This is a genomic window from Streptomyces sp. NPDC003635 (assembly GCF_053587635.1).
Genome location: NZ_JBSFOK010000087.1, coordinates 1 through 18,178 on the forward strand (window position 1 = coordinate 1; position 18,178 = coordinate 18,178).

At 73.5% G+C, this 18,178-nt stretch carries 15 protein-coding genes and 1 pseudogene; 7 read left to right on the forward strand and 9 right to left on the reverse strand.

Annotation, left to right across the window (positions count from 1 at the left end):
* The 4 genes and pseudogenes from ACWDRW_RS39240 to ACWDRW_RS39255 form a co-directional block, all read right to left on the reverse strand.
* A pseudogene (locus ACWDRW_RS39240) lies at window positions 1–2,572 on the reverse strand (hypothetical protein); the annotation flags it as partial.
* 35 nt (window positions 2,573–2,607) lie between these two features.
* Window positions 2,608–3,489, reverse strand: coding sequence for a hypothetical protein (locus ACWDRW_RS39245; protein ID WP_451733069.1), 882 nt, complete (start codon window positions 3,487–3,489; stop codon window positions 2,608–2,610).
* A 31-nt stretch (window positions 3,490–3,520) separates the two neighbouring features.
* Complete coding sequence (locus tag ACWDRW_RS39250; protein WP_451733072.1) at window positions 3,521–5,047, reverse strand: hypothetical protein; 1,527 nt, start codon at window positions 5,045–5,047, stop codon at window positions 3,521–3,523.
* Between the two features lie 160 nt (window positions 5,048–5,207).
* A complete protein-coding gene (locus ACWDRW_RS39255) occupies window positions 5,208–5,915 on the reverse strand; it encodes a GntR family transcriptional regulator (protein WP_451733074.1) in 708 nt (235 codons plus the stop codon).
* A gap of 171 nt (window positions 5,916–6,086) precedes the next feature.
* On the opposite strand from ACWDRW_RS39255, the gene ACWDRW_RS39260 reads away from it, so the two are divergent.
* The 5 genes from ACWDRW_RS39260 to ACWDRW_RS39280 all read left to right on the forward strand — a co-directional run bounded on the left by ACWDRW_RS39260 (window position 6,087) and on the right by ACWDRW_RS39280 (window position 10,557).
* The gene (locus tag ACWDRW_RS39260) at window positions 6,087–7,373 is read left to right on the forward strand and encodes an MFS transporter (RefSeq protein ID WP_451733077.1); all 1,287 of its coding nucleotides are present in this window, start codon (window positions 6,087–6,089) and stop codon (window positions 7,371–7,373) included.
* The gene (locus tag ACWDRW_RS39265) at window positions 7,370–8,200 is read left to right on the forward strand and encodes a putative hydro-lyase (protein WP_451733080.1); all 831 of its coding nucleotides are present in this window, start codon (window positions 7,370–7,372) and stop codon (window positions 8,198–8,200) included. Before ACWDRW_RS39260 ends, ACWDRW_RS39265 begins: the two co-directional genes overlap by 4 nt.
* A 109-nt stretch (window positions 8,201–8,309) precedes the next feature.
* Window positions 8,310–9,068 carry a LamB/YcsF family protein gene (locus ACWDRW_RS39270; protein WP_451733104.1) on the forward strand — a complete coding sequence of 253 codons (759 nt, stop codon included), beginning with the start codon at window positions 8,310–8,312 and terminating at the stop codon, window positions 9,066–9,068.
* Window positions 9,065–9,691 (forward strand): 5-oxoprolinase subunit PxpB, encoded by a 627-nt coding sequence (gene pxpB / locus ACWDRW_RS39275; protein WP_451733083.1) that lies wholly within the window; start codon window positions 9,065–9,067, stop codon window positions 9,689–9,691. The genes ACWDRW_RS39270 and pxpB overlap by 4 nt, the downstream gene beginning before the upstream one ends.
* Window positions 9,688–10,557 carry a 5-oxoprolinase subunit C family protein gene (locus tag ACWDRW_RS39280; RefSeq protein ID WP_451733085.1) on the forward strand — a complete coding sequence of 290 codons (870 nt, stop codon included), beginning with the start codon at window positions 9,688–9,690 and terminating at the stop codon, window positions 10,555–10,557. The genes pxpB and ACWDRW_RS39280 overlap by 4 nt, the downstream gene beginning before the upstream one ends.
* Before the next feature lie 63 nt (window positions 10,558–10,620).
* Here ACWDRW_RS39280 and ACWDRW_RS39285 read toward each other — a convergent pair whose 3' ends face one another.
* The 5 genes from ACWDRW_RS39285 to ACWDRW_RS39305 form a co-directional block, all read right to left on the reverse strand.
* Window positions 10,621–11,472: an SGNH/GDSL hydrolase family protein gene (locus ACWDRW_RS39285; protein ID WP_451733088.1), complete on the reverse strand. Its 852-nt coding sequence runs from the start codon at window positions 11,470–11,472 to the stop codon at window positions 10,621–10,623.
* Complete coding sequence (locus ACWDRW_RS39290; RefSeq protein WP_451733090.1) at window positions 11,469–12,629, reverse strand: glycosyltransferase; 1,161 nt, start codon at window positions 12,627–12,629, stop codon at window positions 11,469–11,471. The genes ACWDRW_RS39285 and ACWDRW_RS39290 overlap by 4 nt, the downstream gene beginning before the upstream one ends.
* Complete coding sequence (locus ACWDRW_RS39295; RefSeq protein ID WP_451733093.1) at window positions 12,626–13,753, reverse strand: glycosyltransferase family 4 protein; 1,128 nt, start codon at window positions 13,751–13,753, stop codon at window positions 12,626–12,628. The genes ACWDRW_RS39290 and ACWDRW_RS39295 overlap by 4 nt, the downstream gene beginning before the upstream one ends.
* A 139-nt stretch (window positions 13,754–13,892) precedes the next feature.
* Window positions 13,893–15,311 (reverse strand): HEAT repeat domain-containing protein, encoded by a 1,419-nt coding sequence (locus ACWDRW_RS39300; RefSeq protein WP_451733095.1) that lies wholly within the window; start codon window positions 15,309–15,311, stop codon window positions 13,893–13,895.
* Window positions 15,312–15,611: 300 nt separating this feature from the next.
* Entirely contained in the window at window positions 15,612–16,004 is a 393-nt protein-coding gene (locus tag ACWDRW_RS39305; protein ID WP_451733098.1) for an ankyrin repeat domain-containing protein, read from the reverse strand.
* Between the two features lie 259 nt (window positions 16,005–16,263).
* Between ACWDRW_RS39305 and ACWDRW_RS39310 the strand changes: the two genes are divergently transcribed.
* Window positions 16,264–16,458 (forward strand): hypothetical protein, encoded by a 195-nt coding sequence (locus ACWDRW_RS39310; protein WP_015661880.1) that lies wholly within the window; start codon window positions 16,264–16,266, stop codon window positions 16,456–16,458.
* Window positions 16,459–16,498: 40 nt separating this feature from the next.
* The gene (locus ACWDRW_RS39315; RefSeq protein WP_451733101.1) at window positions 16,499–18,085 is read left to right on the forward strand and encodes an ATP-binding cassette domain-containing protein; all 1,587 of its coding nucleotides are present in this window, start codon (window positions 16,499–16,501) and stop codon (window positions 18,083–18,085) included.
* The last annotated feature ends 93 nt before the right edge of the window (window positions 18,086–18,178 follow it).

Here is an 18,178-nt window from a genome sequence, read left to right on the forward strand (position 1 = left end):
GGCGCTTGAGCAGGGCGACCTGGAGGTAGGAGATCGGGTCCAGGTAGGCGTCCCGGATGGAGAAGGTCTGCTTCAGCACCGGAGCGGCGTCCAGCTCCCGGTCCTTGCCGAGCCGGGCGGCGAGGTTGCGGATCTCCTCGTCCCGCTCGCTCGCCCGCGCGCGCAACGCCTGCCGTTCCTCGTCCGCGGCGTGCTCGTCGTGCATGGCCGGGTTCGGCGGTACGAGGAAGACGTCGCCGTTCGCGGCGTCCGTGCCCGGTGTCGGGGCGAGGAGGGCGGCGGCGGTTCCGACGGCGACGGCGGACCGGGGCAGCAGTGCCGCGTCGCCGAGCGCCTCGCGGGCACGCGCGTGCGTGTCGGGGTCGGTGATGATGACGCCGTCGACGAGTTCGGGCCGGGCCGCCAGCACGCGCGCGTGGTCGGCGGGGTCGACGGCCTGGGCGAGGTAGCGCCAGCCGGGCAGGGCGGGGATGCCGTGCTCGCCGAGGAACTCCACTGTGGCCAGCACGTCCGGGCCCGGCGGCAGCAGTCCGCCGTCGCCGAGGGCGCCGAGGATCCGGGAGTCGTCGGCCGCGGCGGTCCGCAGTTCGAAGAGCTGCCGCTCGGCGGAGGAGACGGCGTCGTCGAGGAGTTCACGCAACTCGTCGGCGAAACGGTCCAGTTCCTCGGGGTTGAGGGGGCTCCGGCCCTCCTCGTGGCGCGGCTGCGGAACCGTGGTGGGGGACTCGCCCGTGAGGCTGAGCAGCTCCGCCAGACGTTCCTCGGCCGCCAGCGCCTCGGCCAGCCGCCGCTCCGCCTCGTACGAGCGCTCCGCCGCCGTCGCCGCGTCGGCCGCGCGGGCGGCGGTCAGCTCCGCGCGGGACTCCGTGGCGCCCGCCTCGCGCGCGTGTTCCGACGCCCGCCGGGACGCCTCCCGCGCGGTGTCCCAGGCGGCGACGGCGCTCTTCTCCGCGTCGCTCGCGGCGAGGGCCGCGCGAGCCGGGTCCGCGTCCGGGGCGCTGTCGTCCAGCCACCCGGCGCGCACGGCCTCGGCCGTCTCCTGTTCGACCTCGGCCAGCCGCTGCTTGAGGTGTCCGACCTCGCTGCGGGCGCGCTGGGCCTCGGTGGCGGCGGAGGTGGAGTCCCGGTAGGCGGCCTCGCCGGCCTCCTGAAGGGCGGCGGAGCGCTCCTCGCCCTCGTTGGCCAGGGTCTCGGCGCTCTCGGCCGCCGCGTGCAGCGCTCGTACGAGATCGACTGCGGCCTTCGCTCTGGCGGCGAGGGCCGGGGCCGCGTCCCGTTCGGCCTCCTGGATCGCCGCCGCCACGCGCGCGACCCGGTCGGCGGCGGCACGGTGGCGCAGTACGGCCTCGGCGGCCTGCCAGGCCGAGTGCAGGGTGCGGGCCTCCGCGAGCTCCCGCTTCTGCGCGGCCGCGGCCTTCTCGGCGGCGGCGAGGGCCAGCGAGGCGTGCCGGTAGGCGAGTTCGGCGGCGATCAGCGCGCTGCGCTCTCGGCCCGCCTCGGCGTGGGTGACGGCGTACGCGGCGGCGGTGACCCGCTGGGCGAGGTCGGCCGCGCGGACGCGCTCCTGGACCCCGCGCGCGGACAGCCGCCGTGCCAGCGTCCGGGTCCGCCGCTCGGCGCCGGCGTGGATGTCCCGCGCGCGGGAACGCGTCTCCGCCGCCTCCACGATCCGTCCGAGCAGATCGACGGACCCGGCGGTGAAGTCCCGCTCCGCGATCAGCTCGGCGCGCCGGCCGAGCTTGTTGCCGAACCCGCCGACCAGGTCGGCCAGGCCGTCGGTGTCCCGGGTGTCGGTGACCGCGCGCAGCAGCAGGTCGGTGAAGTCGGAGTCCTTCTTCACCGCGAAGAGGCCGGCGGCCTCGCCCTCGTCGGCGTTCATCTCCCGCTGGTAGCGGAAGAGTTCGGGGTCCAGGCCGAGGTCGCCCAGGTGCTCGATCCAGCGGTCGTGGATCTCCTCCCAGTGCACCTCCAGGTGTGGATACGCCTTGCCCGCCTCGGTGAGGGCGTCCCGGAAGCCCTTCATGGTGCGGCGGCGGCCCTGCGCGCCGGACGCGCCCTCGACGGCCGGCCGTACGGCGGTGGACTCGGCGACCGGCAGGTTGTCCAGCGAGAGGCCGGGCCCGGGCCGGAAGGAGTACCAGGCCTCGGCGAACTTCCGCGGGTCGTTGGAGACCTGCCGGCCGCGCCACTCGCTGGCCTTGCCGACCACCACGCACTCGCCGGTCAGGGTGTGCTGCCACTCCAGGGCGACATGGCCGCAGTCGTCGGCGAGCAGGAACTTGCGCAGCACGCCGGAGCTGGCGCCGCCCAGGGTGTTGCGGTGGCCGGGCAGCATCACCGAGAAGATCAGCTTGAGCAGCACCGACTTGCCGCCGCCGTTCTCCAGGAACAGCACGCCCGCGGGCGCGGGCCGGCGTGGCGGGCCGACGGGCTCCTCCTCGAAGAACTCCGCCTGCGTGGGCGCGGGGTCGGGCACGGGCTCACCCACACCGCGCAGGTCAAGCACGGTGTCGGCGTAGCGCGCACCGGCGGGCCCGATGGAGTAGAGGCGGACCCGGGACAGCTCGTACATGGCGGACTCTCGTAAGTCTTCGGCAGGTCGGGAATTCAGGCGGAGTGGAACGGCAGCCCGGCGTCGGCCACCAGCTCCAGGTCGTCGGTCGCCTCCGGCGGCAGCAGCGTCGCGGTGCCGTCGGTGACCGGGACGACGCCCAGCTCCAGCAGTTCGGCCATGGCGGCGCTGCCCGCCATGTCGCGGACCTGGAGCTGGTAGCGGGCCGTCGTGCGGTACGTACCGCCGTTGTCGTCGCCGGTGCGCTGGAGGAACCCGGAGTCGGTGAGGAAGGCCACGGCCTTGCCGACGATGCCGGTGGTGGACCCGGCGAGTCTGCGGGCGTCCTTGGTGGCGCCGGTGGCGGTGCGTCTGGCCCAGATCCGCCAGGCGGCCTCCAGGCCGGGTGCGTCGGTGGCCGGGTCGGTGTTGTCGCCCTGCTCCTCGGCGCGCTCCTCCAGACGCCGGCAGGCCTGTCGTACGAACGCGTCGACGCCGTTGACCGAGACGCGCCCGATGTAGCCGTCGTCGGCGAGGTCCTCGGGGCGCGGGAACGCCAGGGCGGCGACGGCGAGATGGGCGAGACCGTGCAGGAAGCGGTCCCCTCCGTCGGCCGAGGTGCGGCGCGCGTAGTCACCCATGCGCACGGCGAACACCGAGTCCTCGGCGGCGGTCACCGCCATCCCCGCGCGCGGGGACACCTCCAGCACGACGAGGCCGAGCCCGGCGGCCACGGCGTCCGCGAGCCGGGCGAAGGCCGGGTCCTCCCGGTAGCGCCGCAGCAGCTCGGTGTACTCCTGGTCCCGCGCGGGCTGGAGTTTCGGCTGCAGCCCGAAGGCCACGAGCCGGGCGGCGTCGGCGGCGTCGGCGGGCGTGACGGCGGCACTCGCGGAGGGGGCAGCGGCCTCCGGCTCACTCCACTCGGCGTGCTCGGTCACGTTTCGGCTCCTTGCTGTGCTGTCACTCGGCTCACGCTGCTTCCGTCCTGTCCGCCGCCATCCCCGCCGCGTCCAACAGGGCGGTTCCCACGATCAGATCCGCCCCGCCGAACTCCGGATCGTCCAGCTCGGTCCCGTCGTCCACGGCGAACAGCAGCTTCTCCTCGCCCTGGCGATAGGCCGTCCCGACCGCGGGACTGGCCGCGTGGACGGCCAACAGGGCGACCAGGTACGGCAGATCGGGATCGGACCGACGGGCCTGCGCCAGCAGCCCCGACAACCGCCGCGGGGCGTCGGGCGGCAGATCGAGCAGCTCCATCGCCGCCGCCAGTTGCTCCTCGCTGAACCGGCTGTCGTCGGGGGTGGCGATGAGATCCGGTTCCGGCATCTCCGCGCCCAGATGCTCCCGCTCGACCGGAGGCGTCAGCAGTATGTCCACCAGGTCCCCGACCCGCACGGACACCGGCGTGCGCAGTCCCGTCCCGCGCGCGAAGAACGCGTCCGTGACGCGGACCGCCTGCTCCACGGGCAGCGGCAGCACGGGCGCGACGAGATGGCCGTACAGGTCGATCCCGGACGTCGTCATGGGTGTGGCGAAGGCCTGTCGGTCCTGCTCCGCGCGGAACAGCGGCCCGGCCTCCAGCAGGCGCGACTGCAACTGCGTGTGGCGTCGGATGCAGTCCTTGACGATGTCGACGAGCTCGGCGGCCCGCCGCTTGTGCTCGGGTTCCTCGGACTCGTCCCGGGCCTTGCGGATGTTCGTGAGGATCGCGTTCTCGTGGCGGTACCGGTCGGCGACATGGTCCAGCGCCTCCGCGATCATGTCGGGCACGGCCTGGAGCCAATCCACCGCGCGGACGTTGCGTCGGGTCGCGTCCAGCGCCTTGCGCAGCGTCTCGGAGTACTGCACGGTCCGGTACCGGGCCTGTTCGGCGGCCAGCTGGGCGTCGGCGAGGCGGCCGCGGCTGATCAGCACCTCCAGCTTGACCTCGGCGGCGATCTGGGCGCTGGTGACATCGGTGTCCAGTGCCCCGACGAGGACGTTGACCGCCTCGTCCGTCGTACGGAGGTACACCGTGCCGCCGGGTCCGGGCACCTCCTCGATCAGCTTGAAGTCGTAGTCGCGACGGACATAGGTGCCATCCGGTGCGAACGTGCCGTAAACCGCACGGAATCCGCGGTCGACGCTGCCGACGTTGATCAGGTTCTCCAGCACCCAGCGCGCCACGCGCTCGTGCTCGGCTACGGGACGGCCGGGGGCCTGGGCGGCGATGCGCGGGATGAGCCGGGCCACTATCTGGTCGTGGTCCGCGCCGGTGTCGAAGTCCATGTTCAGGGTGACCAGGTCGATGGCGGCGAGCGCCACCTCCGCCATGCCGTACACCGAGTACTCGCCGGCCAGGTTCGCCTTGCGCGCGTCCAGGTCGTGCAGCGGGGCGGTGCAGGCGAGCGCGCGCAGGCGCCGCGCCAGGCCCTCGTCGGCGGCCGGGCCCAACGCGGGGCGCGGCCCCGCGCTGAGCTGGGGCGGAACGCTGTCCGTCGATGCAGGCGAAGTCACGGTGCACAGACTAGGTCCTGGGTCTGACAACGACCCAAACGACTCAGATGCGACGGCCGTCGCGGAGGCGCCACAGACCCGGACGCCACCCCCCTCCTACCGGCCTCGCCCTGCCACAGGAAACCCGCCCCGCCCCGCCACAAGAACCCGCGCCACCCCGTCACACGAGACCGGCGCCGTCCTCACCGACCCGGCGCCGGTACACCTCCACCACCCGCCGCAGCGAGTCGTCCAGGTAGACCGCGAGGAGCCGCTCGGCCGTGTCCCGCTCCCCGCTCTGCAGGGCCTGGAGGATCTCCAGATTGCGGACCAGGTAGGGCTCGTGCAGCCGCCGGGGGTCGTCCACGACATGGAAAGCGAGCCGCAGTTCGGCGAAGACGCTGCGCATCAGCTCGTCGGTGCGGTCGCTGCCCGCCAGAGCCACGAGCTCGCGGTGGAAGTGGATATTGGCCGTACCCACTCCGTTCCAGTCACCTTCGTGCGCCGCCCGCTGCCCCTCTCCGACCGCCCTGTCGAGATCGTCCAGGCCGTACGGCGGCTCTCCGAGCCCGCGCACGACCGCGCACTCGACGAGGCCGCGCGTGCGGTAGATGTCCTCGACGTCCTCGACGGTCAGGACCCGGACGAAGACGCCCCGGTTGAGCTCGTGGACGAGCAGGCGTTCATGGGTGAGCAGGCGGAACGCCTCGCGCAGGGTGTTGCGGGAGACCCCGAGGGCGCCGCCGATGCTGTCCTCCGACAGGCGCGTGCCAGGCGGGAAGAACCCCTCGGCGATGCGCGTCCTGAGGATGTCCGAGACCCGCTCGGCGGTACTGGTGCGCCCCAGGAGCGCACGGTCGTCGGCCAGGCCCGACAGCTGCTCTGCCATGCCCGGAATTCAATCGCAGACACCGGAACGAAACAACATGGGTATTGAGGGATCGTTCAACGATCCTCTACCTTGCTACGACGGCGCCGCCTCCCTCACCGCGGCGCCGCTCGCTTCCGCACGGCACGGCTCAGTCCCCAGCACCCTTCGTCCTCCCTCTGCGAGGTGCACATGAGCACGACCCCTCCCACCACCCACGCCCGGCCGACCGTCGAACGCGCCCCCGACGAGGGCGCGTTGGGCTGGCTGCGCGCCCTGGGACCGCGGGGCCGGCGGGCCTTCGCCGGCGCGTTCGGCGGCTATGCCCTGGACTCGTACGACTACTTCACGCTGCCGCTGAGCATGGTGGCGCTGGCCGCCTACTTCGGCCTGGACAGCGGGCAGACCGGCCTGTTCACCACCGTCACGCTGGTGGTCTCCGCGATCGGCGGCGCCCTCGCGGGTGTGCTGGCGGACCGGATCGGCCGGGTCAAGGCACTGATGATCACCGTGATCACGTACGCGGTGTTCACGGTCGCCTGCGGATTCGCGCCCAACTACGAGACGCTGCTGGTGTTCCGCGCCCTCCAGGGCCTGGGCTTCGGCGGCGAGTGGGCGGTCGGCGCGATCCTGGTCGCCGAGTACGCGAGCGCCAAGCACCGGGGCCGCACGCTCGGCGCGATCCAGAGCTCCTGGGCCGTGGGCTGGGCCCTGGCCGCGATCATGTACACGCTGGTGTTCTCGCTGGTAAGCGACGACCTGGCCTGGCGCGTGATGTTCTGGACCGGCGCGCTGCCCGCGCTGCTCGTGATCTGGATGCGCCGCCGAGTGCACGACGCGCCCCAGGCGGTGGCCGTACGGGAGCACAGCGCCCACAAGGGCTCGTTCAGGGCCATCTTCGCCCCGGGCATGCTGCGCACCACGGTCTTCGCCGTGCTGCTCTCCACCGGGGTCCAAGGCGGCTACTACACGCTGGCCACATGGGTGCCGACGTACCTGAAGACGGAACGCGACCTGTCGGTCGTCGGTACGGGCGGCTATCTGACCTTCCTGATCTCGGGCGCCTTCCTGGGCTACCTGACCGGCGGCTACCTCACCGACCGGCTGGGCCGACGCCGCAACATCTGGTTGTTCGCGCTGCTGTCTGCGGTCTGCATCCTGGCGTACGCGAACATTCCCAGCGGCGCCAACACCCTGCTGCTGGTGCTGGGCTTCCCGCTCGGGTTCTGCATGTCGGCGATCTTCAGCGGCTTCGGGTCGTTCCTGAGCGAGCTGTACCCCACGGCGGTGCGCGGCACCGGGCAGGGCTTCACGTACAACACCGGCCGCGCGGTGGGCGCCGTCTTCCCGACCACGGTCGGCTTCCTGGCCGACAGCTGGGGTGTGGGCGGCGCGCTGGTCTTCGGCGCCGTCGGCTACGCCCTGGCCGCGCTGGCGCTGCTCGGGCTGCCGGAGACGCGCGGGAGGGAACTCGCGTGAAGCGCACCTGCGACCGCCCTCTGGTCCATGTCGACGCGCACGCGCACGCGTGGCGCCCCGCGGACGCCCGGACCCGCTTCCGCGCCGGGCTGACCGGGCCCACGGCCGGGGTCGCGGCGGGCCACACCCAGGTCAACCTGATCGCGGTGCCCGCGGACTGGGCGTACGACATGCTGCTGTTCTGCCAGCGCAATCCCAAGCCGTGTCCGGTGCTCGACGTCACCGACGCCGGAGCATGGACGACCGTCCTCGCCGAGGGCGCGGATCTCCGTACCGACCTGCCGCGCTACCGGGTCTGGCGGGACGGCGAGCTGGTGAGCGAGCCCACTGACGTGCGCGCGCACTGGCGGGACGACCTGGTGTCGTTCCTGATCGGGTGCAGCTTCACCTTCGAATGGGCGCTGGCCGAGGCGGGCGTCCCGATCCGCCACATCGAGCAGGGGCGCAATGTACCGATGTACGTGACGGACCGTCAGTGCCGCTCGGCCGGGAGGCTGCACGGTCCGCTCGTGGTGTCGATGCGCCCGGTGCCGCCGGAGCATCTGGCGGCGGCGATCCGGGAGAGCAGTCTGCTTCCGGCCGTGCACGGCGGCCCCGTGCACTGCGGCGACCCGTCCGTGCTCGGCATCGACGACCTCGGCCGCCCCGACTTCGGGGAGCCGGTGGAGACAGCGCCGGACGACATCCCCGTGTTCTGGGCCTGCGGAGTGACCCCGCAGGCGGCCGTGACGGCGTCCCGGCCGCCGTTCGCGATCACCCACGCGCCGGGGCACATGTTCCTCACCGACGCACGCGACGAGCAGTACCGCGTGCTGAACGCCGCCTGATGTCCCGAACGCCGACAGGAGCCCCATGACCGCGATCGACAGCCGCATGAGCGCGATCGACAGCCCAAAGGCCTCGATCGACAGCCCAAGGACCTCGGTCGACGGCCCCATGACCTCGATCGATCTCAACGCCGACCTCGGCGAGGGCTTCGGCCGCTGGCGGCTCACCGACGACGAACGGCTGCTGTCCGTCGTCACCAGCGCCAATGTGGCCTGCGGGTTCCACGCCGGGGACGCGGTCACCATGCGACGGGTGTGCGAGCTGGCCGCCCCGCGCGGGGTGCGGATCGGAGCCCAGGTCTCCTACCGGGACCTGGCGGGGTTCGGGCGCCGCGCGATGGACGTGCCGTCCGCGGAGCTGACGGCCGAGGTGGCCTACCAGATCGGCGCGCTGGAGGTCTTCGCCCGCGCTGCGGGCACGCGCGTGTCCTACGTCAAGCCGCACGGCGCGCTCTACAACCGGGTCGTGCACGACGAGGAGCAGGCGGGCGCCGTGGTCGACGGCGTCCTGCTCGCAGACCCCACGCTTCCGGTGCTGGGGCTACCCGGCTCCCGTCTGCTGGAGCTGGCGGCCAAGGCGGGGCTCCCGACGGTCACGGAGGCGTTCGCGGACCGCGCCTACACCGACGAGGGCACGCTGGTGCCGCGCGACCGGGAGGGCGCCGTCGTCACCGACCCCGACGACGTCGTGGCCCGCTCGGCGTCCCTGGCCCGCTTCGGCGAGGTGGACGCCCACTCCGGGGCCCGCATCCGGGTACGGGCCCGCTCCTTGTGCCTGCACGGCGACACGCCCGGCGCGGTGGAGCTCGCCCGCCGGGTCCGGGAGCGGCTGCACGAGGACGGCGTCCGGGTGGAGGCCTTCGCATGAGGGCACTGAGGGTCGGCGGCGACGCCCTGCTCGTCGAGGTCGCCTCGGGCGAGCAGGCCCAGGCGCTGCACGCGGAGCTGCTGCGCCGCCGCGCGGAGGGCTCGCTGTCCGTCCGCGAGATCGTCCCCGCGGCCCGTACGGTCCTCCTCGACGGCGTCACGGACCCGGCCCGGCTGGCGTCCGAACTCACCGCCGCCGAGGTGCCGGACGCGCCCCCACGCGCGCGGGACGTCGTCGAGCTCCCGGTGCGCTACGACGGCCCCGACCTGGCGGACGTCGCCGCCCACTGGGGTGTGCGCGCCGAGGACGTGGCCCGCGTGCACGCTGACACGGAGTTCACCGTCGCCTTCTGCGGCTTCGCTCCCGGCTTCGGCTACCTCACCGGACTCCCGGCGCGCTACGACGTACCGCGCCGGGCCACTCCGCGCACGGCCGTGCCCGCCGGGTCGGTCGCCCTCGCCGGGCCGTACACGGGCGTCTACCCGCGCTCGTCACCGGGCGGCTGGCAGTTGATCGGCACCACGGACTCCGTTCTGTGGGACCACGCGCGCGTGCCGGCCGCGCTCCTCACGCCGGGCACTCGTGTGCGCTTCGTGCCCAGGAAGCCGGTGAGGAAGGCATGACCGACCGCGCCCTGTCCGTCGTCCGCGCCGGTGCCCTCACCACCGTCCAGGACACCGGGCGCCCCGGCCACGCCCACCTCGGCGTACCCCGCTCCGGCGCCCTCGACGGCCCCGCGGCGGCCCTGGTCAACCGCCTGGTCGGCAACCCGCCCGAGGCGGCGGTGCTGGAGACCACGCTCACCGGCGTCGCCGTACGCCCGCGTTCGACGATCACCGCCGCGGTCGGCGGCGCCCCCTGCGCGGTCACGGTGGACGGCCGCCCCGCCCCCTGGGGCGCCCCCGTCCTTGTCCCCTCCGGGGCCTTGCTGGAGGTCGGCACGGCGACAGCGGGCGTCCGCAGCTATGTGGCCGTGTCCGGCGGCATCGCCGTGGACCCCGTCCTGGGCAGCCGCTCCACGGACCTGCTCTCCGGCCTCGGCCCGACGCCCCTGACCGACGGCGCCGTGCTGCCCCTGGGAACCCCGACCGCCCTCCCCGCGCGCGTGGACGGGTCACCCCAGCCGTCCCCGCCCACGGAACTGCTCCTCCGCGTCACCCTCGGCCCTCGGGACGACTGGTTCACGGCGGAGGCCGTCGCAACGCTCACTTCGCGGACGTACCGCGTCTCCCCCGCGAGCAACCGCATCGGCCTGCGCACGGAAGGCCCCGCCCTGGCCCGGGCCAAGGCCGGGGAGCTCCCCAGCGAGGGCATGGTGCTGGGCGCGGTCCAGGTCCCCCCGGACGGCGGACCGGTGGTGTTCCTGGCGGACCACCCGACCACCGGGGGCTACCCGGTGATCGCGGTGGTCCGGCCCCAGGACCTCCCGGCGGCGGCCCAGGCGGCACCGGGGACGCCGGTTCGTTTCATGGCAGTACGGCGGCGGTGACTCCGATCGCCCGCGCGCCCAGCCCCACCACCCGCACGACAGAATTCAGCTTCCCCGCGCGCGCTACGCCGCGTCCGGCCGCTGTTCAGCCACCGCCAAGGCGGCCAGCGCCGCCGACACCGCGTGCGCCGTCCGCAGGTCGAGCCTGGCGCTCGTGCCCCGCGCGCGGTGCCGCATCTCGTCGAACGCGAGCGTCAGCAGCTGCGGCAGCAGATCGGTGCACCGACGCACCACCCACCCGGTCCCCGCGGTGGCAAGCCACCACAGACTCGCCGACTTGGTGGGAGCGGGGAACTCCGGCTCCGGCGAAGGCGCGAGGCCCGTGGCGAGCCCGCCCTCGGTGAGCAGAGTGTGAAACCGCAGCGCCAGCTGCCGATGCCCCCGCTCCCCCGGATGCAGCCGGTCCGCGCTCCACATCGCTCGGTCGGTGAGCCAGGCGCCCTCCGCGGCGTGCAGATGCACCGCGTCGTACCGATCGGACAGCGCGTGCACGACCGTGTTGACCGCGCGCTGCCGCCGGGCCAGCGGACGCGCCAGCGCTCCCGGAAGACCGAGCATCGCGCCCGGATCCGGCAGACAGGCCGTCAGGACGACGGCACCCCGCGCGGTGAGCGCCGCGTACACCTCGTCCAGCCGGGCCGCCACGGCATGGATGTCGAAGGTGCAGCGCAGCGTGTCGTTCACGCCGATCACGACGGACACCACGTCGGGCCGCAGGTCCAGCGCGTCGGGCAGTTGCCGTTCCAGTACGTCCCGTGTCTGTGCCCCGCTGACGGCGAGGTTGGTGAAGGCCACGGGTTGTTCGGCGAGCCCGTCGGCGAGCAGCGCGGCCCAGCCGCGCCGGCCGCCCCCGACGGGGTCACCCACGCCCTCGGTCAGCGAGTCCCCGAGGGCGGCGAAGCGCAGGGGTCTCATGTGACGCCCTCCGCCACCCGGTCCCGTCCGGGGACGGGCACGTCGTGCGCGGTGAGGAAGGCCGTGACCGCCGTGTCCCAGCCGAAGCACTCGGCACGCGCGCGTGCCGCCTCGCGGCGTTCGGCCTCGGGACGGGCGAGGAGCCGCTCCACCGCGTCGGCGAAGGCCTCCCCGTCGTCCGCGGCGACGGCCCCGGCGGAGCCGATCACCTCCGGCAGCGCCGAGGAGGCGCTGACCGCCACCGGCGTCCCGCACGCCATCGCCTCCAGCGCGGCGAGTCCGAAGGTCTCCGCGGGCCCGGGTGCCAGGCACACGTCGGCGGATGCCTGAAGCGCACCGAGCATGTCGCGGTCGGAGACGTGCCCGAGGAAGGTCACCGGCAGTCCGCGCTCCCGCGCCCGCTCCTCGAGCCGCGCCCGCAGCGGCCCGTCACCGGCCACCACCAGCACCGCCCGCCTGCCCCGCGCGAGGAGCGCCTCAAGGGCGCCCAGCGCGGTCCCGGGCCGCTTCTCCACCGACAGCCTGGTGCAGGTGACGAGCAGCGTCTCGGCCACGCGCGCGTGGCGGTCACGCAGCCCCGCGTCACGCATCGCCGGGTGCCGCAGCACCAGGTCCACGCCGAGCGGGGCCCGCACGACATTGCGGGCGCCGATCCGCACGAACTCCCGCTCGGCGAACTCGGTCGTGCAGACCACGCGCGCGTACGTGTGGGCCGTACGGACGTTCAGCACGTCCGCGGCCCGGCGGGCCGCGCCCTCGGACAGGCCCCAGGTGCGCAGCACGCCGTCGGCGGTCTCGTGCGAGACCATCACGGCGGGCACGCGCGCGCGTCGCGCCCACTTGCCGGTCCACCGGAGCGTCGTGCGGTCGGAGACCTCCAAGCGGTCCGGGCCGAGCTCCTCCAGGAGGCGGGCCACGCGCCGCTTGTCGGTCAGGACGCGGTAGCCGCCGGTGCCGGGCAGCAGCGGCCCGGGCAGGGTGATGACCCGGCCCTGCTCGGTCTCCTGGTCGGTGTGGCGCTCGCCGGGCACGATGAGCACCGGCTCGTGCCCGGCCGCCTTGAAGCCCTTGCCGAGCTCGCGCAAGGCGGTCCGCAGCCCACCGGAGGCGGGCGCGACGAAGTTCGCGAGCCGGACGATGCGCAGTGACTCGCTCACGCCGCCACCTTCGCCCGGCGGTTCTCCAGCACCTGGCCGTAGTGGGCGATGAGCTGGTCGCCGACGGCCGCCCAGGTGCGCCCCTCGACCATCTCCCGCGCGGCGGTGCCGTACGCCGTGCGCAGGGCCGGGTCGGCCGCGAGCGCCCGTACCGCCTCGCGTACGGCGTCGGCGTCGCCCGCGGGGAACAGCAGCCCGGTGTGCCCGTGGGCGACCAGGTCGAGCGGTCCGCCCACGGCGGGCGCGACAACGGGCACTGCGCTGGCCATGGCCTCCTGCACGGTCTGGCAGAAGGTCTCGAAGGGGCCGGTGTGCGCGAAGACGTCCAGCGAGGCGAAGATCCGGGCGAGCTCGTCGCCGGTGCGGCGGCCGAGGAAGACCGCGCCGGGCAGGGCCTGCTCCAGGCTCGGCCGGCTCGGGCCGTCGCCCACGACGACGAGCTTGACGCCGTCCAGTCGGCAGGCGCCGGCCAGCAGCTCGATGTGCTTCTCGGGGGCGAGCCGGCCGACGTAGCCGACGATCACCTCACCGTTCGGGGCGAGTTCCCGGCGCAGCGCCTCGTCGCGCAGTTCCGGCTTGAAGCGCACGGTGTCGACACCGCGCGGCCACAGCTTGACCCGGGGCACGCCATGGGCCTCCAGGTCGCGCAGGGAGGCGCTGGACGGGGCGAGGGTGAGGTCGGCGGCGGAGTGGACGGAGCGGATGCGCCGCCAGGCGGCGGCCTCGCCCGCACCCATGTAGGTGCGGGCGTATCCGGCCAGGTCGGTCTGGTAGACGGCGACGGCGGGGACGCCGAGCCGGGCGGCGGCGGCCATGCCGCGGACACCGAGGACGAAGGGGCTGGCCAGGTGGACCATCTCGGCGTTGTGCTCGATCAGCGTCGAGGCCAGCCTCCGGCTGGGGAGCGCGACGCGCACCTGGGGGTAGCCGGGGAGCGGGAGGGAGGGGACATGGACGACGGGGCACGGCGCGAGCGCGCCGAGCTTGCTCCCGGGAGCGGGGGCCGGGGCGACGACGACGGGGGCGTGACCGCGATCGACGAGGTGTCGGGCGGTCTGGAGCGCGCAGTGGGCCACGCCGTTCACATCGGGGGGAAAGGATTCGGTCACGATGACGACTCGCATACGGGTGTTGTCGCCGTGCTGGACGTGGCCGCGTCAACGTGGATCTTTCCGAACAGGGAACGTCCCATGAGCGTTCCGCTGCACACCCGAGCAGGTCAGGCCGTGTCCATGCCCGCCTGACCCGCGGGTCACCCCTCGTTCACCCTGCGGGCGTGTCAGGCCCGATCCGGCTACGAACGGCTGTCTGGACCTCGTCCTCCTCGGCCGGGTCGGCCGCGAGCCGGCGCAGGCGCTCCACGACCCGGTTATCGCCCGTCTCGGCATGCCGGGCGGCGATCTCGCGGGTGGTCTCCTCACAGTCCCAGAGGCATTCGACGGCGAATCCGGACGGGAAGGAGGGATCGGTCGCGGCGAGGGCCCGGGCGGTCCGGCAGCGGAGCTGGGACGAGGCGGTCTCACGGTAGATATGGCGCAGGACGGGGGCCGCGCACTGGATGCCGAGCCGTCCGGTGCCGTCCACCAGGGTCCACAGGGTCGGCGCGTCGGGGCCCTCGCCCCGCACGGCCTCCCGCAGGGCCGCGAGGACCAGGTCGCTGTCCTGGGCCCCGCCGCGGCAGGCGAGCATGCGTCCGGCGGCGGCGCCCAGCGGATCGGGCCGGTGGGCCCAGCCGCGGGCCCGGTCCACGGCGGCGACACTGCGCATCCGTTCGAAGGCGTCGACGGCGGCCTCCACGACGGACGGCGGGCCTGCCGCCACGGCCGCCTCGATCAGGTCGAGGGCGTCCGGGTCGTTGCTGTCGGCGAGGTAGCGCAGGGCGGTGCAGCGGGCGCCCTCGGTGCCGTCCTTGGCGGCCTGGAGAATCTCCGGCCGGTCGTCGGGGCCCGCGACGGCGACGAGACAGCGGGCGGCCGGCACGTGGAGCGCGGCGCCGCGGTCGACGCCCTGCTGGGCCCACTCGAAGACGGCCCGCACACTCCAGCCGGGGCGGGGCCCGGAGGGTCGCATCTGCCGTTGCCAGCGGTCGAAACAGCCGGTCTCCTGGGCGGCACGCACGCGTGTGGCGATCGATTCCCGCGGGTCCTCGGCCCACAGCCGCCAGGGCCGTGGCTCGAACGCGTCGCGTACGGCGGCGGCCAGCTCGGCCTCGCCCTCGGGATCGGTGCCGAATCGGGCCAGCACGGGCGCGGCCAGCGCCCGCAGTCCGGCGTCGTCGTCGCGCAGCGCCAGTTCGTCCAGGGCCCAGGCCCAGTTGGCGCCGGTGGCGGCGTACCGGCGCAGCAGGGCGAGGGCGTCGCGCCTGCCGTAGGAGGCGAGGTGGCCGAGGACGGCCAGGGCCAGGCCGGTGCGCGACTCCTCGGTGTCGAAGACGTCCTCGACGTCGAAGAGATGCGCCTCGATCTCGTCCAGCTCGCCGTTCAGGTCGAGGTAGAGACGGGCGTAGTACAGGGAGCGGTTCTCCACCTGCCAGTCGTGGCGGGGGTCGCTCAGCACACAGTGGTTGAGGGCAGCGAGCGCTTCGGCTCGCGGAGCGGTGAGCGCGTGCAGTGTGCCGTCGCCGCGGCCCCGCTGAAGCAGGCCGAGCAGCGTACCGCTGGGCGCTATGACCGGATCGAACATGGGAAACAGCCTCACATCAAGCGTCGACGCAACCGGGGACGTGCTCTACCTGGCCGCGTGACAACACGTCGGGGCGCCCGCCGTTTCCTGCTTGCTGTAAGCCATCTTCCTCTGCCTCTCGTAGGTGGCCCATGCGGACCGCATCACGGCCCGCGCGGTGCGGCAACACCTGCCCAGCCATCGCGTCCGTGAATCACGACGTCATGATGACTCGGCAGTTCCACCTGCCGCGACCGAAATTTCGGCGGCCCTTTACCGCCTCCCCCGTTTTCTGTGTCCTGGCTGGTCAGCGCGTTCGGATCAGTGTGCGCCGAACAGCTCCAGCAGTTCCGTCTTGCCGAACATCCGGGCGGTGTCGAGGGCCGACGGAGTGCCCGCCGACGGATCGGCGCCGCCCTCCAGAAGAGCCTTGATCACGTCCGTCTCACCCTTGAAAACGGCTCCGGCGAGCGGGGTCTGGCCCCGGTCGTTGATCCGGTCGGCCTCACCGCCCCGGGCGAGCAGCGCGCGCACCGCCTCGGCGTGCCCGTGATAGGCGGCGAGCATCACCAGGGAGTCGCCGCGGTCATTGGTGAGGTTGGCCGGCACGCCCGCGTCGAGATACGCCACGAGTGCCTCGGTCCGACCCTGCCGGGCCAGATCGAAGATCTTGGTCGCCAGCTCCACGACCTCGGGGTCGGGGGCTTCACTCATCGCCGGACCGCCTCTCCATACAACCGTTCAGGTGAATCGCCAGGGTACTGGCTCCCGCGGCACATGACCCGATGTGCCCGAGGTAAAGATCACCACGAACCCGGTCGGACGCAAGTCCCTGCTCTTCCGACCCAGAACAGCTCGGCCATCTGGGCGAAATCCGCAGAAATTCACCCAGTTGCACCTTTTATAGTATGGATACATCCTGTGATCCTGGAAGTACTCATGGTGACTGTCCCCACGAACCAGGAGAACTCAAATGATCCTGTCCATCTCAGGCGTGGTCCTGCTCGGCATCATCGTCTTCCTCTTCTTCAAGAAGGACGGCCTCAAGGCGTCCCATGCCCTGGTGGCCGCGCTCTTCGGCTTCTACCTCGCGAGCACCGCGATCGCCCCGAGCATCAAGGCCGGCGGCGAGAGCCTGGCGAGCCTGCTCGGCGGCATCAAGTTCTGAAGCCGCCCGTCCCGTCCGTACGCACCGTCAGGAGACAGCAGTGGCCCGGCGCCCCCTCCCCCGCATCCTGAGCACAGGCAGCGCGCAGATCGCCCGGAGCCGGGAGCTGGCCCGGACGGCGGCCGACAGCGCCACCGACGTCCTCCACCCGCTGATCACGATCACCCGCGGGCTGCGCCGGCTGGCATCGGCCGGGCGGCGCAAGTGGGCCGAGACCCCCAAGGACAAGCGCGGTCCGCTGCTGTTCCTGGTGGCCTCGGTGATCCTGGTGGTGGCGCTCGTCCCGTACGGCCCGCTGCTGGCCGCCGTCACCCTGATGGCGGCCGCGGCCTGGCAGGGCCGCGACCGCGTCCCGCCGGCCCCCGACGGCCCGGACGACTCGCAGACGGAACGGCTCAAATCGCTGTACGAGGCGCTGGTGCCGTACTTCTCCACGGCCGAGGACCCCGCACCCATGTACTCCCACGGCGGTGAGTGGGAGCACGCCTTCCCCGAGTACGAGTTCGACGCCTCCGGACGCGTCACCAGCCTCACGATCCGCTACCCGGCCTACTTCACCGACGGCGAGCCCGAGGCCCGCGCGCGGATCGAGCACCTGCTCACCGCGAAGTCGGGGCGCGGCCGGGAGTACCGCTTCGCCTGGGACGAGGAGGGCAACCAGCTCTCCCTCGCGGTCCTGCCTCCGCTGCCCACCGACGTCGCCGCCCAGCGATTCGTCACGGCACCCGGCGAGACGGTGCTCGGCTTCACCGACCCCGGCGAGGTCCAGCGCACGCTCCCCCTCACCCACGGCGAGGAGCAGCGCGACATGCCCCCGGTCGTCTGGCGCACCGGGATCCGCTCCACCGAGCCGCACCTGCTCGTCATGGGCCAGCCCGGCAGCGGCACCTCCACCCTGCTCCGCTCGATCGCCCTCCAGGCGCTCCAGTACGGCGATGTCGTCATCGTCGAGGGCGGCGGCACCGGCGAGTACGCCTGCCTCACCGGCCGGGACGGCGTGCTCGCGGTCGAGTGCGCGCTGGCCGGAGCGCTGGCCAGCCTGGAGTGGGCCGCGCACGAGACGGAGCGCCGGCTGATCGCCCTCAACCGCGCCCGCCAGGCCGGCCACCCGCCGCCGGAGGACACCAAGCGCCCCTTGTGGCTGCTCCTGGACCGCCCGACCGCCTTCGCCCACCTCGCCACCACCGACGGCCACAAGGACCCCCAGTCCCTGCTCCAGGTGCCGCTGCGACACGGCCGCGCGGCGAACGTCACGGTGGTCGTGGCCGACCAGTTCGACAGCGCGGAACTCCTGACCGAGCCGGTGCGGCAGCACACCCGCGCGCGTGCCGTCCTGGGCCCGGCGACCGCGGAACAGCTCACGGCGATCCTCGGCGCACCCCCGCAGACCACCCCCATCGACCAGGTCCCCCCGGGCCGCGGCTATGCCCGCCTGGGGCACGGCCCGGTCCTGCGCCTCCAGGTCCCGGCCACCCCGGACCCCTACGACGACGCCACGAGCGACGCCCACCGCCAGGCGGTCCTGGACCTGCTCCCGCCCCGCACGACCCCGGCGGACTCGGAGGAGCAGCCCGAGCCGGTCCCGGCCGAGGCCCTGCTGGCGGAGACCCCCCAGCCGACGTCCTAGTGCCGCGTCAGGCAACGTTCGCCCCGTCGCGACGCCCGGCACGCACCGGACGCCGCTCCTTGACGGGCAAACGTTGCCTGACGCGGCACTAGT

Coding starts and splice junctions, on each gene's coding strand:
- ACWDRW_RS39255 (WP_451733074.1), bottom strand. CDS start 5,915: ATGGCAGAGCAGCTGTCGGGCCTGGCCGACGACCGTGCGCTCCTGGGG.
- ACWDRW_RS39260 (WP_451733077.1), top strand. CDS start 6,087: ATGAGCACGACCCCTCCCACCACCCACGCCCGGCCGACCGTCGAACGC.
- ACWDRW_RS39270 (WP_451733104.1), top strand. CDS start 8,310: ATGACCTCGATCGATCTCAACGCCGACCTCGGCGAGGGCTTCGGCCGC.
- pxpB (WP_451733083.1), top strand. CDS start 9,065: ATGAGGGCACTGAGGGTCGGCGGCGACGCCCTGCTCGTCGAGGTCGCC.
- ACWDRW_RS39280 (WP_451733085.1), top strand. CDS start 9,688: ATGACCGACCGCGCCCTGTCCGTCGTCCGCGCCGGTGCCCTCACCACC.
- ACWDRW_RS39285 (WP_451733088.1), bottom strand. CDS start 11,472: ATGAGACCCCTGCGCTTCGCCGCCCTCGGGGACTCGCTGACCGAGGGC.
- ACWDRW_RS39295 (WP_451733093.1), bottom strand. CDS start 13,753: ATGCGAGTCGTCATCGTGACCGAATCCTTTCCCCCCGATGTGAACGGC.
- ACWDRW_RS39300 (WP_451733095.1), bottom strand. CDS start 15,311: ATGTTCGATCCGGTCATAGCGCCCAGCGGTACGCTGCTCGGCCTGCTT.
- ACWDRW_RS39305 (WP_451733098.1), bottom strand. CDS start 16,004: ATGAGTGAAGCCCCCGACCCCGAGGTCGTGGAGCTGGCGACCAAGATC.
- ACWDRW_RS39310 (WP_015661880.1), top strand. CDS start 16,264: ATGATCCTGTCCATCTCAGGCGTGGTCCTGCTCGGCATCATCGTCTTC.